Annotated in this window: 13 protein-coding genes; 6 read left to right on the top strand and 7 right to left on the bottom strand. The window is 69.1% G+C overall.

The genetic code is table 11. The annotated features are described in order from the left end of the window. Positions 1–10: 10 nt before the first annotated feature. The 4 genes from AC07DC_RS32780 to AC07DC_RS32795 form a co-directional block, all read right to left on the bottom strand. Complete coding sequence (locus AC07DC_RS32780; protein ID WP_478918116.1) at positions 11–2,086, bottom strand: VanW family protein; 2,076 nt, start codon at positions 2,084–2,086, stop codon at positions 11–13. Between the two features lie 140 nt (positions 2,087–2,226). After that, positions 2,227–2,646: a DUF6113 family protein gene (locus tag AC07DC_RS32785; protein WP_478918117.1), complete on the bottom strand. Its 420-nt coding sequence runs from the start codon at positions 2,644–2,646 to the stop codon at positions 2,227–2,229. Continuing rightward, entirely contained in the window at positions 2,643–3,503 is an 861-nt protein-coding gene (gene mshB / locus AC07DC_RS32790; RefSeq protein ID WP_478918118.1) for an N-acetyl-1-D-myo-inositol-2-amino-2-deoxy-alpha-D-glucopyranoside deacetylase, read from the bottom strand. The genes AC07DC_RS32785 and mshB overlap by 4 nt, the downstream gene beginning before the upstream one ends. Positions 3,504–3,534: 31 nt before the next feature. Then, entirely contained in the window at positions 3,535–3,729 is a 195-nt protein-coding gene (locus AC07DC_RS32795) for a hypothetical protein (protein WP_138351021.1), read from the bottom strand. Between the two features lie 190 nt (positions 3,730–3,919). On the opposite strand from AC07DC_RS32795, the gene AC07DC_RS32800 reads away from it, so the two are divergent. After that, positions 3,920–6,040: a S9 family peptidase gene (locus tag AC07DC_RS32800; protein WP_478918119.1), complete on the top strand. Its 2,121-nt coding sequence runs from the start codon at positions 3,920–3,922 to the stop codon at positions 6,038–6,040. 43 nt (positions 6,041–6,083) lie between these two features. On the opposite strand, the gene AC07DC_RS32805 is transcribed toward AC07DC_RS32800, so the two are convergent. Beyond that, a complete protein-coding gene (locus tag AC07DC_RS32805) occupies positions 6,084–6,989 on the bottom strand; it encodes a hypothetical protein (protein WP_478918120.1) in 906 nt (301 codons plus the stop codon). 610 nt (positions 6,990–7,599) lie between these two features. Between AC07DC_RS32805 and AC07DC_RS32810 the strand changes: the two genes are divergently transcribed. From AC07DC_RS32810 to AC07DC_RS32830, 5 genes are all read left to right on the top strand, one after another. After that, entirely contained in the window at positions 7,600–8,631 is a 1,032-nt protein-coding gene (locus AC07DC_RS32810; RefSeq protein ID WP_478918121.1) for an ABC transporter permease, read from the top strand. An 87-nt stretch (positions 8,632–8,718) separates the two neighbouring features. After that, complete coding sequence (locus tag AC07DC_RS32815) at positions 8,719–10,500, top strand: ABC transporter substrate-binding protein (RefSeq protein WP_478918122.1); 1,782 nt, start codon at positions 8,719–8,721, stop codon at positions 10,498–10,500. Between the two features lie 102 nt (positions 10,501–10,602). Continuing rightward, positions 10,603–11,580 carry an ABC transporter permease gene (locus AC07DC_RS32820; protein ID WP_478918123.1) on the top strand — a complete coding sequence of 326 codons (978 nt, stop codon included), beginning with the start codon at positions 10,603–10,605 and terminating at the stop codon, positions 11,578–11,580. 55 nt (positions 11,581–11,635) lie between these two features. Next, a complete protein-coding gene (locus tag AC07DC_RS32825) occupies positions 11,636–12,703 on the top strand; it encodes an ABC transporter ATP-binding protein (RefSeq protein ID WP_478918124.1) in 1,068 nt (355 codons plus the stop codon). A 20-nt stretch (positions 12,704–12,723) separates the two neighbouring features. Next, positions 12,724–13,839, top strand: coding sequence for an ABC transporter ATP-binding protein (locus tag AC07DC_RS32830; RefSeq protein ID WP_478918125.1), 1,116 nt, complete (start codon positions 12,724–12,726; stop codon positions 13,837–13,839). 155 nt (positions 13,840–13,994) lie between these two features. Here AC07DC_RS32830 and AC07DC_RS32835 read toward each other — a convergent pair whose 3' ends face one another. Further along, on the bottom strand, positions 13,995–15,074 hold the full coding sequence (locus AC07DC_RS32835) for an ABC transporter ATP-binding protein (protein ID WP_478918126.1): 1,080 nt from the start codon (positions 15,072–15,074) through the stop codon (positions 13,995–13,997). Continuing rightward, entirely contained in the window at positions 15,067–16,041 is a 975-nt protein-coding gene (locus AC07DC_RS32840) for an ABC transporter ATP-binding protein (RefSeq protein ID WP_478918206.1), read from the bottom strand. The genes AC07DC_RS32835 and AC07DC_RS32840 overlap by 8 nt, the downstream gene beginning before the upstream one ends. Positions 16,042–16,044: the final 3 nt, after the last annotated feature.

A 16,044-nucleotide genomic window follows, 5' to 3' on the forward strand; every position in this document is an offset into this window, starting at 1 on the left:
GGACCTCGCGCTACTTCGCCACGTGCGGGATCACCACGGTCTTCTTGGACTGGTCCGACGAATTGAGCGCCGGCAGCATCGCGTCGGCGACGTCCTTCGGGGTGACGGCGGTCTTCGTGCCGTTGTCGCGCACCACGAGCACGCCGGTGAACGCCTTGCCGTAAAGGTCCTTGAGGACGGCCAGGTCGAAGGAGGGCTGGAGCTTGCCGTTGCTGTCCGCGACCATCGTCAGGAACTTGGGCAGCGACTTGTTCGGGCCGAACGGGACCTTGTGCAGGCTGTCGGCCTTCACGGTGACGATTCCGGCCATCGCCGTCTTGCCGAAGCCGGCGAGCGCCTGGTCGATCTCGGCCTGGGTCACCTTCGGCTGCACGGTGGTGGCGGACAGCTCCACCGGCTGGTCGCGGCCCGTCTCGGCGCGCGTCCGGTACGCGTCGGCGACCTTCTTCATCGAACTGTCGACGTCGATCGCCTGCCGCGGGGTGCCGGGTACGCCGACGGCCTTGCCGCTGACGAACTTCACCATGCCCTCGGAGCCGGATCCGCCGCCCGCCTGCTGCGACAGGTTCTGCAGCGCGGACTTCAGCTTCTCGTCGTCCTCGATCAGCACCGGGTGGGCCGGCCGCGCTCCGCCGAGGAGCGAGCCGATCACCGAGACCGGGTTGTAGTCGGTGTGCGCGACCGCGCGGACGGTGGCCAGGTTGTCGATGGAGAGGCCGGCCACGGAGGGCTTGAGCTCCAGCGTCCGATTGCCGATCTTCACCCTGATCGGGGCCGTGATGCGGTTGCCGAGCTTCGCGTCGAGCGCCTTGACGGCGTCGTCGCGCGACTTCCCGCCGATGTCGACGCCGAGGACGGTGGTGCCCTTGGGCACTTCCGCGTGGTTCATCAGCAGGCCGGCGCCGTAGGCGATGCCCGCGAGAAAGACCAGGAGGCCGCCCGCCAATATCACCTTGGAGCGGCCCTTGGGAGCGGGAGTGCTCTCCGCCTCGAAGCGGTACGAGTCCTCACCGGCGGCCGGCGGCTTGGGCGTCCTGGGACCGGACGGCACCGTCGGGATACCGCTGACCAGGGTGTCTCCCGACACGCGTCCACCGGGCGCACCGGGAGCACCGGGGCGCGGGCCGGGGGCGCCGGCACCCGGGGCGCCGGGTCCGCCCTGGCCCGCCAGGGGCGGCAGCCGCACCGCACCGGTCACCGGACCCGCGGTCGGTCCTGCCGGTCCCGGCGGGGTCTGGCCCGCGGGCGGCTGGTAGGCGGGGAAGGGCGTGTTGCGGTCGCCGTCGCCGGGCGCTCCGCCCGGTCCGAACGGGGGGCCGTTGAACGCGGGGTCGGCGAAACCGGGATCGGAGTAGGACGGGTCGCTGAAGGCGGGGTCCTGCGGGGCCAGCGGGTTCGAGCCGGGCCACGGGGTGTCGTCCGGGTTCCCGGGGAAGGCTCCCATGCCGCCGAGCGGTGTGCCCATCGGCGGCGCCAGGTACGGGCCCGCGGTCGGCTGTCCGCCGGTCGGCCGGGCCCCGGCGTCGGGGCGGGGCCCCGGGCGGGCGTCGCGGCCGTCGTCGGGGGGCTGCAGGCCGGAGAGGCTGATCGGCTGGGTGCTGTCCGCCGCCGGAGGAGGCGTCGGGCCGGGCGCGGGGGACGGCGCGGGCGTCGCGGCGCCCTTGCGCGGGGCGAACCAGTCGCTGGTCCGCTCCGGTGCCGGCTCCTGCTCCGGTTCCGCGGCCGGCTCGGCCGGCGCGGGCGCCGGCACGGCGTTCCAACTGGACCCCGGGCGGCCCGGGTCGGTGTCGCCGGACGGTTCCGCGGGCGTGCGGTCCTCGACGGGAGTGCGCATGACCAGCGGCGGAATCGGCCGGGATCCGGGGATGTTGATCCGGATCCGGGTGGTCATCGTGGTCTCGGTCCTGGGCTCCTCGGGAGCAGGCGGCACCTGCCCCTCGGGCGCGGCGTCGCCGTCCTGCGACCCCTCCTGCGGGTGCAGCGACGGAAACGGGCGGGTTCCGTACGGCGGGGTCCCCGACGGGTACGCGGCGCCACCGCGACCCCCCTGGTTCCCGGAGGACGAACTGTCAGTTTCACGACTCAAAGCAGGCTCTCCCGGTTAGCTTCGCCACCTCACGGCCATCCTCAGGCGGCTCGCCAGCGCGCACCACCATACTGGGCGGCGCCGGAGCGATCCCCGTGACCGGGGGAACGCTCACCGCTCAGCACACCACGGAGAGCGGGTCAGCCGCCAAGTCGGGCGCCATTAACCCCGGATGAGGGCAATTGCGGCAAAGTGGCGCAGACCACTCCTATGAGTGCCCCTCCCAACAGGTAGATGTACGGGCCGATACCGGCCGCGAAGAGGAAGTCGCCCTCGGGCCGCGCGGAGCTCAGCAGCATCACGGTGATCAGCCACACGGCGCCCGGCACCACCGCTCCCAGCCGGGTGCCGGTGAGTTTCACCCCGCCGTAGAACAGCCCGGCGACTCCCGCCAGCGCGAGCAGCAGCCCGCCGGGGAACCAGCCGTCCTGGACCAGCGCGCCCGCGCCGCCGACCAGCGCGGCGAGCACCCCGAGCCCGAAGTACGACACGATCCGCGGCACGGTGCCCATACCCGCGCTCCCGACCTCTCCCTCGCCCATACCCGTTCCCGTGCTCATACCGTCACCCCGGCGAAGAGGTCGTCCTCGCGCTCCGCACCCGCGGTCCCGCGCACCAGTGAGTAGTACTCGGCGGCGAAGAGCGGCTGCCCGAGGTCGTTGGAGAGGGCGAAGAACGGCCCGTCCACCGCGATCTGGGTGAAATGGGCGCGCATCGCCGCGGCCTTCCGCTCCGCGTACGCGGTTCCGTCGATCGCGGCCGTCACCTGTGCGTCGTCCACCACACCCGGTACGTCGTCGGCCGAGGCGATCCCCTCGAACGGGATCTCCTTACCGGCCGCCTCGAGGGCCGCGAAGCCCTCCTCGATCACCGAGCGCGGCATGCAGTTCCAGTAGATCTTCTCGATGCCGTGGCCCTCGGCCTCGGCCAGCTCGGCCGCCCGCATCGCGACGCGGTGCGCCTGGATGTGGTCGGGGTGCCCGTAGCCGCCGTTCGGGTCGTAGGCGACCAGGACCTGCGGCCGGACCTCGCGGATGACCTCCACGAGATGGCCGGCGGCCTCGTCCACGTCGGCGCGCCAGAAGCAGTCCGGGTTCTCGTTCTGGACGACGCCCATCATCCCCGAGTCGCGGTAGCGGCCGGGCCCGCCCAGGAAGCGGTGATCGGTGACGCCGAGCTCCTTCATCGCCGCGGCGAGCTCTCCGATGCGATGCCGCCCGAGAGTGTCGTCACGGTCCGCGGCCAGATGCGCGAAATCGGTCGGGATGACCTCGCCCTCTTCGCCGAGAGTGCAGGTCACGAGGGTGACATGGGCGCCTTCGGCCACGTATTTGGCCATCGTCGCGCCATTGTTGATCGACTCGTCGTCCGGATGGGCGTGGACGAGCAGCAGCCGCCTGGGAGGGAGATCGCTCATGAGGAGAGCGTAACGACCTGGTCCGCGAGGCTCAGAACTTGAAGCCCCCGATCATGCCCGCGACGCTCGTCGTCAGCTGCTGGATCGTCGGGGCCACGGAGGAGCTCGCCAAGTAGAAGCCGAGCAGCGTGCAGACCACCGCGTGACCGCCTTTGAGCCCAGACTTCTTGACCAGCAGGGCCACGACGATCAGCAGCAGCAGCACCGCCGAAATCGATAGCGCCACAACGGCTCACCTCCCAGGTACGCAGGGGCACGACACTTGCCAGTTGCTACTAACCCTTACCCACACACGGCAACTGATCATAACTTTCCGTGCCACCGCATATCTCGGTGCACGGAAGCACGCGGGGGCGCATAGCCGGTTTTCCGCCAGACCCGGTGGGCGCCCGGTACCGCCCTCTAGGGTCGGTGGCATGACTGAAGAGCTCTCGTTTCCACGTCAGCACGCCCGAACGCAGCGCTTCACGCTGGGTTCGCCCCGGGCGTTCACCGTCTCACCGGACGGGGAGCGCGTGGCGTTCCTGCGGTCCCGGTCCGGAACCGACGCGTCGAACCTGCTGTGGATCCTCGATCCGGAATCGGGTCAGGAGCGGATCGCCGCGGATCCGGCGGCGCTGCTGTCGGGGGCCGGCGAGGAGCTCTCCGCGCAGGAGCGGGCGCGGCGCGAGCGCAGCCGTGAGGGGTCGTCCGGGGTGGTCGGTTATGCGGTGGACCAGACCGTGGAACTGGCGGCGTTCGCGCTCTCCGGACGGCTCTTCGTGGCCGAGCTGCGGGCCGGGACGGCGCGCGAACTGCCCACCGCGGGCCCCGTCGTCGACCCCCGGCCGTCGCCCGACGGGCGCCGGGTGGCGTACGTCGCGGGAGGGGCGCTGCGGGTCGTCGACGCCGACGGCGGCAACGACCGGGCGCTCGCGGAGCCGGACGGCGACGAGGTGACCTGGGGGCTGGCGGAGTTCATCGCGCAGGAGGAGATGTCGCGCAGCCGCGGCTTCTGGTGGTCACCGGACAGTGAGCGGCTGCTGGCCGCCCGGGTCGACGAGAGCCCGGTGCAGCGCTGGTGGATCGCCGACCCGGCGCACCCGGACCGCCGCCCGGCCGAGATCGCCTACCCGGCGGCCGGTACGGCCAACGCGGTGGTGACGCTGGCCCTGGTCGGCCTCGACGGCTCCCGGCTGGACGTGGAGTGGGACCGGGAGCGCTACCCGTATCTCGCGCAGGTGCACTGGTCCGCGGCCGGCCCGCCCGTTCTGCTCGTCCAGGCCCGCGACCAGCGCAGTCAGCTCTTCCTCAGCGTCGACGCCGCCACGGGTCGCACCCATCCGGTGCACGCGGAGGAAGATCAGGATTGGCTGGATCTTTTCCCCGGGGTGCCGGCCTGGACGCCGGACGGGAAGCTGGTCAGGATCGCCGAGGAGGCGGGGGCGCGCGTCCTGGTCGTCGGCGACCGGCCGCTGACCGGCCCGCAGCTGCACATCAGGGCCGTGCTCGAAATCACCGCGGACGACGTCCTGGTCTCGGCGTCGGCCGGTGCGGCGGCGGACGCGGCCGAGATCGGGGAGATCCACGTCTACCGGGTGGCCGATCACGGCGTCACCCGCGTGTCGGACGAACCGGGCGTGCACTCCGCGGTCCGCTCCGGGGCCCTGACGGTGCTCACCTCGGCCACCCTGGAGACCGCCGGTGCCCGGGTACGGGTGCTGCGGGACGACAAGCCGATCGCCGTCGTCACCTCGTACGCCCTGCAGCCGACGCTGCGGGCGGTCGTCCGGCTGACCGAGGCGGGCGAGCGCCGGATCCCGGCGGCGGTACTGCTGCCCACCGGGTACCGGGAGGGTGACGGGCCGCTGCCGGTGCTCATGGACCCGTACGGCGGGCCGCACGGCCAGCGCGTGGTGTCCGCGCACAACGCCCACCTGGTCTCGCAGTGGTTCGCCGACCAGGGCTTCGCGGTGATCGTCGCGGACGGCCGCGGCACCCCCGGCCGCTCCCCCGCCTGGGAGAAGTCCGTGGTCGGCAATCTCGCGGGCGTGACGCTGGACGACCAGGTCGAGGCGTTGCACGCGCTGGCCGGGTCGTACCCGCTGGACCTGGACCGGGTCGGCATCCGCGGCTGGTCGTACGGCGGTTATCTCTCCGCACTCGCCGTGCTGCGCCGCCCGGACGTCTTCCACGCGGGAGTCGTCGGCGCGCCCGTCACCGACCTGCGGCTGTACGACACCCACTACCAGGAGCGCTACCTCGGCCACCCGGACGAGCACCCCGAGGTGTACGCCGCCAACTCCCTCGTCACCGACCAGGGGTTGTCGGGCGCGGCCGACCAGATCCGGCCGATGATGATCATCCACGGTCTCGCGGACGACAACGTCCTGGTGGCGCATTCGCTGCGGCTCTCCTCCGCGCTGCTGGCCGCCGGCCGGCCGCACGAGGTACTCCCGCTCTCGGGGGTCACGCACATGACCCCGCAGGAGGAGGTCGCGGAGAACCTGCTGCTGCTCCAGGTGGCGTTCCTGAAGCGGACGCTGGACGTCGCGTAGTACCCGGCCGACGCGCGCGCGACCCGCGCCCGCAGCACCGCTCCTACCAACCGGGCGGCGACTGCGGGCGCGGTGGCGCGTTCGGCGGGTACTCCGGCGGGAGGGGCGGCGGGGTGCCGAACGCCGACTGCCCGTACGGGGCATCGTTGTACGGGGCGGGGGCGGGCGGCGTGCCCCACGCGCCGTACTGCCCGGCGGGCGCCCCCCAGGCGCCCGCCACCTGCGGGCGTTGGGTGCCGCGCAGCGCGAGCAGCAGGATGATCAGGATTCCCGCGACGACCTCCGCGACGGAGGTGAGCTGCTGCAGGATGTCGCTGGTTTCCAGGTCGCCGAACTTGAAGAGCATCTTCCGCTTGGCGTAGAAGTTCAGCGTGTACACCGCGTAGCCGGCCAGCACCCAGCCCAGCGCCATGCCCAGTGGGCGCGCCACCGGCTTCCTGGCGAACGCCTGCACCGCGGCGACCATGCACAGCGCGGCCGTCACCCAGTCGATCCAGAAACCCGGCGGGGCGAGCAGGACGCCGCTGGGCTGCTGCCCGGTGAACTGGCGCCAGTACGAGAACGGTCCCATGCGGTCCGAGGTGAACTGGTCGATGTAGTAGGCCTCCCACGCGACAGCGGCCAGCGCCAGGAACATCAGCAACAGTCCGCCGAAGATCGCAGGTCCGGTGCGCGGCGGGGCGGGCGGCTCGCCGTCGGCCGGTGAGACCACCGGGCGGCGTCCGGCGGCCGCGATGACGATCAGCGCCATGGAGGCGAGGACCGCGCCGATCGCGGTGAGCAGCGCCCGGTCCCGCAGGTGGAGGCCCTTGGTGGCGTCCTCGCTCAGGATCCACAGCAGCGGGACCCGGTAGAAGAACGTGATCACACCGGCGGTCACGAAGGCGCCGGAGGCCATCGGCTTCGACGCGGCCAGCAATGCGCCGAGATAGATGACGACCAGGATCACGTCCGTGATGGACGTTCCGAGGGGCGCGTGTTCCTGACCAGTGAAAAGTCGACCGATCCAGGTCAGAAATGTGTCTTTCACGCCCACATTGCCGATGTCCCGGCCGATCCAAATGATCTCTGCCGCAATGAGAACGGCACAAATGATCCCACCCGCGATTCGCGCTCCCCGCGCGAGCACATTGTCCTGATTCAAGGCCATCTCCCCCCAGGCACACCGTTCCCATAGATATACCCGTACATCAGGGAGGGGAACAGGCTTTCCCCGAAGCCGGTCCACCCGGGCGGCCCGAGTGATCATCGCGGGCCACGACAACCCCACCTCCGTACGCTGTTCAGAGTGCTACGTCCGTATATCGGTGTGGCGACAGTCAAGTTGCCGAGGTGTAAACGGGATTGATCCTGTTTCATCCACACTTGCTGCAGGCAACTGGCGCTTGTCAAGCACGCGGACACGGCAATCTGCAAAATCTTCACTCAAGAAGCACCCCTCAAGTATTTCTACCCGCGTCACCCCCTTGACTGAACGATGAATCCATTGCCAAAGTCCGCTCAACCCGTGACGCACTTCACCGTCGCGCAGACAGACTCTTGGTGCGGGGGCATTCGTAATGACGAGTCCAACCCAAGCTGCCGCCTTGCAGCCCGACCCGGCTCCGGCCGACGGGACTGAAACGGCGGCCGAAACAGCCGGAGTGGCACCCGAGTTCGTCGGGCGTTCCCCAGGCCAGCTCGCCTGGCTCCGCTTCAAACGTGACCGCAGCGGCATCGCCTGTGCCGTCATCGTCATCGGCTTCATCCTCGTGGCGGCGGCTGCCCCCCTGATCGCCAAGCTGTACGGCAAGAACCCGTACGAGCTGTACGGGCAGGACCAGGGCCTGATGAACAGCTTCGGCCTGCCGCTCAAACCGAACGGCGGCGTGGACGGCGACTTCTGGTTCGGGATCGAACCGCAGCTGGGCCGCGACGTGTTCACCCTGCTGATCTACGGCATCCGCACCTCGTTGATCATCGCAACCTGCGTGACGATCGCCTCGGTCGTGGTCGGTGTCCTCATCGGCCTCGTGCAGGGCTACCTCGGCGGCAAGTCGGATTACGCGCTCGGCCGGGTCTCGGACTTCTTCCTGGCCTTCCCCAGCCAGCTGTTCTTCATCGTGTTCACCCCTGTGGTGGTGTCCCTGTTCGTCACGACCAACCAGGAAGAACCCACGTATGTGAGGTTCTTCGCATTGATCATCGTCCAGTCGGTACTTGGCTGGATGAGCATCGGGCGGCTGGTTCGAGCGCAGGTTCTCTCATTGCGTGAACGCGAGTTCGTAGAAGCGGCGCGGATCAGCGGTGCCTCTTCCTGGCGGATCATCCGCAAGGAGCTGCTGCCGAACATCTGGAGCACCATTCTCGTCCAGTCGACACTGCTGCTCCCGGTGTACGTCACCACAGAGGCGGGCCTTTCCTTCCTCGGTGTCGGAATTCTCCCGCCCACGCCGGACTGGGGCCTCATGTTCCAGACCGCCGCGAACTACTACGAGAACGACGTCACGTTCATGTTCTTCCCCGGCATCGCGATGGTCCTCTTCGTGGTCGCCTTCAACCTGCTCGGGGATTCGGTCCGGGATGCGCTCGATCCCAAGACCATTCGTTGATCGTCCAGGTCGTCATACCGGTCCGCACCTGCGGAAACGGGCATGTCGGCATCGGTGGCAGTTCCGTTCTGTGACAGGCAGGAATTCATGAGATCTCGCAAGGCTCGCTTCGCCTCCGCGTGCTTGGCGGTGGGGGCTCTGACGCTGGCAGCCGCATGCAGCAGCGGCAGCAGCAATGACACCGGCGGCACCGGCGGCAAGGGCGGCGACACGAAGGCCACCGCCCAGAACTTCGGGCTCGGAACCGCCGCGGATTCCACCGGCCCGGCGCCCGAGATCGACGGCGCCAAGAAGGGCGGCACCGTCCACGACCTGGACCAGGCCGGCTTCGACTACCTCGACCCGGGCCAGCAGTACGTCAGCGACCAGATGTCGGTCTCGCTGCTGTACAACCGCACGCTGACCGGCTACAAGATCGACGCCAAGACCAAGAAGACCATTCTCGTCGGCGACCTGGCGACGGACACCGGTGTGCTGTCGGACGGCGCCAAGACCTGGACGTACAAGCTCAAGAGCGGTCTGAAGTTCGAGGACGGGACCCCGATCTCGTCCAAGGACGTGAAGTACGGCATCGAGCGGCTCTTCGCCGGGTACCAGACGCAGGGCCCGCAGTACGTCCAGAAGTGGCTGCTCGGCCCCGACTACCGCAAGGCCTACACCGGCCCGTACGAGGGCAAGGAACTCCCCGCGAGCGTCCTGGACACCCCGGACGACTCGACGCTGGTCTTCCACTTCAAGGAAGCCCACCCTGACGCCCCGTACGCCATGGCGATGCCGAACATCTCGCCGGTGCCGAAGGCCAAGGACGACAAGGACAAGTACAACAACCACCCGGTCTCGTCCGGCCCGTACAAGATCTCCAGCTACCAGCCGGGCAAGTCGCTGGTCTTCGTCCGCAACACCAACTGGGACCCGAAGACCGACGCGATCCGCAACGCCTACCCGGACAGCTGGAACTTCTCGCTGGGCATCGCCCAGCCGGGTCTCACCGACCGTCTGATGGCCGGCTCCGGCAACGACAGGACCGGCATCGACCTGTCCGGCGCCGCCGCACCGGAGAAGATGCAGACCCTGTCGACGGACCCGCAGTACAAGGCGCGGACGGTCAGCGAGTACCAGCCGTACGTCGAGGTCCTGAACATCAACACCAAGCGGATCACCGACCCCCGGATCCGCCAGGCCATCGCCTACGCGTTCCCGATGACCCAGGTGCAGACCGCGTTCGGCGGCGCCGCCCAGGGCGAGCTCGGCACCACGCTCATCAGCCCGACGGTCGCCGGCTGGAAGGCCTTCGACCCGTTCGGCAAGCTCAGCGCGCCGACCGGTGACATCGAGAAGGCCAAGGCGCTGCTGAAGGAGGCGGGACAGGAGCACCCGAAGCTGTCCTACGCCTACTCCAACACCACCCGCTGGCAGAACATCTCCCTGATCGTCGCCAACTCGCTGCAGAAGGCGGGCTTCGAGGTCACCCGTAAGGCCATCGACCCGACCAGCTACTACACGGTCGTCGGCAAGGTCAACACCCCGTACGACCTGTACCGCACCGGCTGGGGCGCCGACTGGCCGAACGCCTCCACCGTGGTCCCGCCGACCATGGACGGCCGCAACCTGGCGGATGGCACCAACAACTACTCGTTCCTCAACGACCCCAAGGTCAACTCGGAGATCGACCGGATCCAGCAGATCACCGACCTCACCAAGCAGGCCGATGAGTGGCGCGTCCTGTCGGAGTACGTCCTGAAGACCGACACCTCTCAGGTGCCGTTCCTCTTCGACAAGTTCTTCGGTGTCTACGGCGAGGGCCTTGGCGGCATCACCTACAACCAGGTGGTCGGCGTCATCAACCCCAGCACCGTATTCGTCAAGTAGTTCCAGCGCATGGCACCCGGCCCCGGCCTCACCGCCGGGGCCGGGTGCCCTGATTGAACCGCGCGGCGCCGCCGATCGCGCCCCTACGGAAGAGCTTGTCCGATGCTCCGTTTCCTCGTTCGACGCGTACTCGGCGCCGCCGTCATCCTCGTGGCCATCAGCGCTGTCACGTACTTTCTCTTCTTCGTGCTCCCCACCGATCCGGCGATGCTCTCCTGCGGGAAGCAGTGCGACCCGCAGAACGTCGCCCAGATCCGCAAGAACCTGGGCCTGGACCAGCCGGTCTACCTGCAGTACTGGCATTACATGAAGGGCATCTTCGTCGGGCGGACCTTCGAGATCGGCCCCTGCCCGGCCCCCTGCTTCGGTTACTCCTTCGCGGACCGCCAGCCGATCTGGCCCACGCTCACCGACCGGTTCCCAACGACCCTGTCGCTGGCCATCGGCGGCGCGGCCACCTTCCTGACCATCGGTGTCGGCCTGGGCCTGCTCTCCGCCTGGCAGCAGGGCAAGACATTCGACCGGATCGCCAGCTCCATCTCGCTGGTCGGCAACTCGGTCCAGATCTACTTCATCGGCCCGCTGGCCATCCTGTTCTTCTCCACGAGGCTCGGGTGGCTCGACCGCGGACACGACCCGGACTGGACGTCGGACCCGCTGGGCTCGATCACCGGCCTGATCCTTCCGTGCCTGATCATGTCGGTGATCTTCTGGTCCAACTACAGCCGGCAGACCCGCTCGCTGATGGTGGAGCAGATGTCGGAGGACCACATCAGGACCGCCCGCGCCAAGGGGATGTCCTCGCGCTACGTCTTCTTCCGGTATGCGATGCGCGGCACCGCGGCCTCCATCATCACCATCTTCGGCATCGACCTCGGATCGGTGCTCGGCGGCGCGATCATCACGGAGGCCACCTTCGGCCTGCACGGTTTCGGGACCCTCTCGGTGGCGGCCGTCCTGCAGGCCAACCTTCCGCTGGAGATGGCGGTGATGCTGGTAGGTGCCACCGCCATCGTGCTCTCCAACATCGTCGTCGACGCCTGTTACGCCTTCATCGACCCGCGGATCCGGCTCACATGACCGCCGTCAGCCCCCGCCGTCCCGAACGCCGCACGACCCGGCAGGAGAACCGTCCGTGACCATCCTCACCAAGGCCGAGGCCGAGCCCTCGTCCCAGGTCTCACCGCCCTTCCTCTCGGTCCGCGACCTGTACGTCCAGTTCGCCACCGAGGACGGCACCGTCAAGGCCGTCGACGGTCTCTCCTTCGACCTGGAACGCGGGAAGACCCTCGGCATCGTGGGCGAGTCGGGCTCCGGGAAGTCCGTCACGAACATGGCGATCCTGGGCCTGCACAACCCGCGCAACACCACGGTCAGGGGCGCGATCACCCTCGACGGCCAGGAGCTGACGGGGGCCTCGGAGCGCACGCTGGAGAAGCTCCGCGGCAAGAAGATGGCCATGATCTTCCAGGACTCGCTGACCGCGCTGTCGCCGTACTACACGGTCGGCCGGCAGATCGCCGAGCCCTATATGAAGCACATGGGCGCCTCCCGGAAGGCGGCCCGCGCCCGGGCCATCGAGATGCTGGACAAGGTCGGCATCCCGCAGGCGAAGGAGCGGGTTGACGACTACCCGCACCAGTTCTCCGGTGGGATGCGGCAGCGCGCGATGATCGCCATGTCGCTCGTCTGCGACCCGGCCCTGGTCATCGCCGACGAGCCGACGACCGCGCTCGACGTGACCGTGCAGGCGCAGATCCTCGACCTGCTCAAGGAGCTCCAGCGGGAGACCGGCACCGCGATCATCCTGATCACCCACGACCTGGGGGTGATCGCCAACACCGCCGACGACGTGGTGGTGATGTACGCGGGGCGCGCGGTGGAACGCGGCACCGTCCGCGAGATCCTCAAGGAACCGCAACACCCGTACGCCTGGGGCCTGCTGGGGTCGATCCCGCGGCTCTCCGCCTCGGTGGACGTGCCGCTGTCCCCCATCCCGGGCAGCCCGCCCAGCCTGCTCAACCCGCCGTCCGGCTGTCCCTTCCACCCGCGCTGCGAATTCACGGAGCAGGTCGGCGGAGACCGCTGCGTGCAGGAGCGTCCCGTCATCCCCGATGGCAAGCGCCGCGGTGCGGCCTGCCACCTCTCGGCGGACCAGAAGCAGGACATCTTCATCGAGCAGATCCAGCCGCGGCTGCGCTGATCAGGAGTCGAGAAACCACCATGAGCGAACAGCAGACCCTGGCCACCGTGCCCGCCCCCCGGGACTCCTCCGGCGCACCCCTGCTGGAGGTGTCGGGACTGGGCAAGTACTTCCCGATCCGCGGCGGCTTCATCGTCCGGCGCCATGTCGGTGATGTGCGCGCCGTGGACGGCGTCGACTTCCACATCGGCGAGGGCGAGGCCCTCGGCCTCGTCGGGGAGTCCGGCTGCGGCAAGTCCACCACCGGCCGGCTGGTGACCCGGCTCCTGGAACCTACCGCCGGGAAGATCAGCTACCGGGGCCAGGACATCACGCACTCGTCGCGCAGGGAACTGGCGCCGATCCGCTCCGAGATCCAGATGATCTTCCAGGACCCGTACGCCTCACTGAACCCGCGGCAGACGGTCGGCAACATCGTCTCCGGCCCGATGGAGATCAACAAGATCAATCCGCCGGGCGGCCGGGCCGCCCGGGTCCGCGAGCTGCTGGAGATCGTCGGTCTCAACCCCGAGCACTACAACCGCTTCCCGCACGAGTTCTCCGGCGGCCAGCGGCAGCGCATCGGCGTGGCACGCGCCCTCGCCCTGGAGCCCAAGCTGATCGTCGCCGACGAGCCGGTCTCCGCGCTCGACGTGTCGATCCAGGCGCAGGTCGTCAACCTGCTGCAGAAGGTGCAGAAGGAGCTGGGTATCGCGTTCCTCTTCATCGCCCACGACCTGGCGATCGTGCGGCACTTCTCGCAGCGCGTCGCCGTCATGTACCTCGGCAAGATCGTCGAGGTCGGCACCCGCAAGGACATCTACGAGCAGCCCCGCCACCCGTACACCCACGCACTGCTCTCCGCCTCGCCCGAGGCGGACCCGGACGACGACCAGCGCGAGCGCATCCGGCTGGCCGGCGACGTCCCCTCCCCCATCAACCCGCCGTCCGGCTGCCGCTTCCGCACCCGTTGCTGGAAGGCGCAGGACAAGTGCGCGGCGGAGGAGCCACCGCTGATCCAGATCGGCGGCAACCTGGAAGGCCACCTCACGGCGTGCCACTTCCCCGAAGAACCGACGATCGCGGCAAGGGAAGAGGACATCGTCCTCGACCCGGCGCTGGCCGCGATCGAGGGGGCGGCGGAAAAGACCCTTTGACCCGGGCTCCCGTCCTCCGTTCGGCCCGCGGCCCGTACCCGGACACCCCAGCAGCACCCGGGTACGGGCCGCGGCGTGCGCACGTCCGGACGGCCGTGCCCGCCCGCCGACGGTCGTCCCGGCGCCCGGACGGCCGCCCGCACCTCCCGGCTAAGTCAGTCCTCCGGCGGGACCACCCGCTTCTCCTCCGCGAAGTGGCATGCGCTGGGGTGCGCGGCGGGCGAGTCGAGCCCCCGGAAGACCGCCGGGACGGCGAGCAGCGGCTCCTCCAGCGTGCAGCGCTCCTGCGCCTTCCAGCAGCGGGTACGGAACCGGCAGCCCGACGGCGGGTTCGCCGGGGACGGTACGTCACCGACGAGGATGATCCGCTCGCGCCGGTCGCGGGCGTCCGGGTCGGGAACGGGGACGGCCGACAGCAGCGCCTGGGTGTACGGGTGCGTCGGGTGCTCGTAGATCTGGTCGTCGTTGCCGATCTCGACGATCTTGCCGAGGTACATCACGCCGACCCGGTCGGAGATGTGCCGGACGATCGACAGGTCGTGGGCGATGAACATGTACGACAGGTCGAACTCGCCCTGCAGCCGCGCCATCAGGTTGATGACCTGTGCCTGGACCGACACGTCCAGCGCGGAGACCGGCTCGTCCGCCACGATGATCTCCGGGCGCAGCGCCAGGCCGCGGGCGATGCCGATGCGCTGCCGCTGGCCGCCGGAGAACTGGTGCGGATAGCGGTTGATGTACTCGGGGTTGAGGCCGACGACGTCGAGCAGGTCCTCGACCTTCTTGCGCCGGCTGCCCTTCGGGGCGACCTCCGGGTGGATCTCGTACGGCTCGCCGATGATGTCGCCGACCGTCATGCGCGGGTTCAGCGAGGTGTACGGGTCCTGGAACACCATCTGGATGTTGCGGCGGACGCTTTTGAGGGCCTTCCCGGACAGCTTGGTGATGTCCTCGCCCTTGTAGAGCACCTCACCGGCAGTCACCGTCTCCAGGTTCATCAGGAGCCGGGCGACGGTGGACTTGCCGCAGCCGGACTCGCCGACGATGCCGAGCGTCTCGCCCTGGTAGAGGTCGAAGGTGACCCCGTCGACCGCCTTCACCGCGCCGATCTGCTTGCGGAAGATGATGCCCTGGGTCAGCGGGAAGTGCTTGACCAGGCCGCGGACACTGAGGATCGGCTCCTTGTCCGACGCGCCGGGGGGCACCTTCGTCAAGTGGGTCGTGGGCTCACTCACCGATGGTCTCTTTCCAGAAGTGGCAGGCGCTGGCCCGCGTATCGCTGACGGGGTACAGCGGCGGCACATCGGTCCTGCAGACGGCCTGCGCCATCGGGCAGCGCGGGTTGAAGGCACAGCCGGACGGGATGTGCAGCAGGTTCGGTGGCAGGCCCTTGATCGCGTAGAGCTCCTGGCCCTTCTGGTCCAGGCGCGGGATCGAGCGGAGCAGGCCTTTGGTGTACGGGTGGGCCGGCTTGCGGTAGATGTCGTGCACGGGCGAGGTCTCGACGATCCGGCCCGCGTACATCACCGCGATCTTGTCGGCGACGTCCGCGACCACGCCCAGGTCGTGGGTGATCAGGATCAGACCCATGTGCAGCTCGCGCTGGAGCTCCGCGAGCAGCTCCATCACCTGCGCCTGGACCGTCACGTCCAGCGCCGTCGTCGGCTCGTCGGCGATGATCAGGTCGGGCTCCAGGGCCATCGCCATCGCGATCATGATGCGCTGGCGCATACCGCCGGAGAACTGGTGCGGGTAGTCGCCCACCCGCTGCTTCGCGGCGGGGATGCGCACCCGCTCCATCAGCTCGATCGCCTTGACCTTGGCGTCCTTGCGCGACATCCCCCGGTGGACGGTGAACATCTCGCCGAGCTGTTCACCGACGCTCAGCACCGGGTTCAGCGAGGACAGCGCGTCCTGGAAGATCATCGCCATCCGCTCGCCGCGCACCTTGCGACGGTCCTCCTTGCCCATCGTCAGCAGGTCCTGGCCCCGGAAGATGATCTCGCCCTTGGTGACGAAGCCGGGCGGCGAGTCCAGGATGCCCATGATCGCCTGCGCGGTCACCGACTTTCCCGAGCCGGACTCGCCGAGCACCGCGAGCGTCTCGCCCGCGCTCACGGTGTAGTCGACGCCGTTGACGGCCTTGGCGACCCCGTCCCGGGTGCGGAATTCGACGTGCAGGTCCCGCACGTCCAGCAGGATGGC

Source organism: Streptomyces sp. NPDC045021, assembly GCF_056432645.1.

Bases quoted from the DNA above. Each gene is read 5' to 3' on its own strand.
- mshB (WP_478918118.1), bottom strand. From the start codon at position 3,503: ATGAGCGATCTCCCTCCCAGGCGGCTGCTGCTCGTCCACGCCCATCCG.
- AC07DC_RS32815 (WP_478918122.1), top strand. From the start codon at position 8,719: ATGAGATCTCGCAAGGCTCGCTTCGCCTCCGCGTGCTTGGCGGTGGGG.
- AC07DC_RS32800 (WP_478918119.1), top strand. From the start codon at position 3,920: ATGACTGAAGAGCTCTCGTTTCCACGTCAGCACGCCCGAACGCAGCGC.
- AC07DC_RS32785 (WP_478918117.1), bottom strand. From the start codon at position 2,646: ATGAGCACGGGAACGGGTATGGGCGAGGGAGAGGTCGGGAGCGCGGGT.
- AC07DC_RS32820 (WP_478918123.1), top strand. From the start codon at position 10,603: ATGCTCCGTTTCCTCGTTCGACGCGTACTCGGCGCCGCCGTCATCCTC.
- AC07DC_RS32830 (WP_478918125.1), top strand. From the start codon at position 12,724: ATGAGCGAACAGCAGACCCTGGCCACCGTGCCCGCCCCCCGGGACTCC.
- AC07DC_RS32810 (WP_478918121.1), top strand. From the start codon at position 7,600: ATGACGAGTCCAACCCAAGCTGCCGCCTTGCAGCCCGACCCGGCTCCG.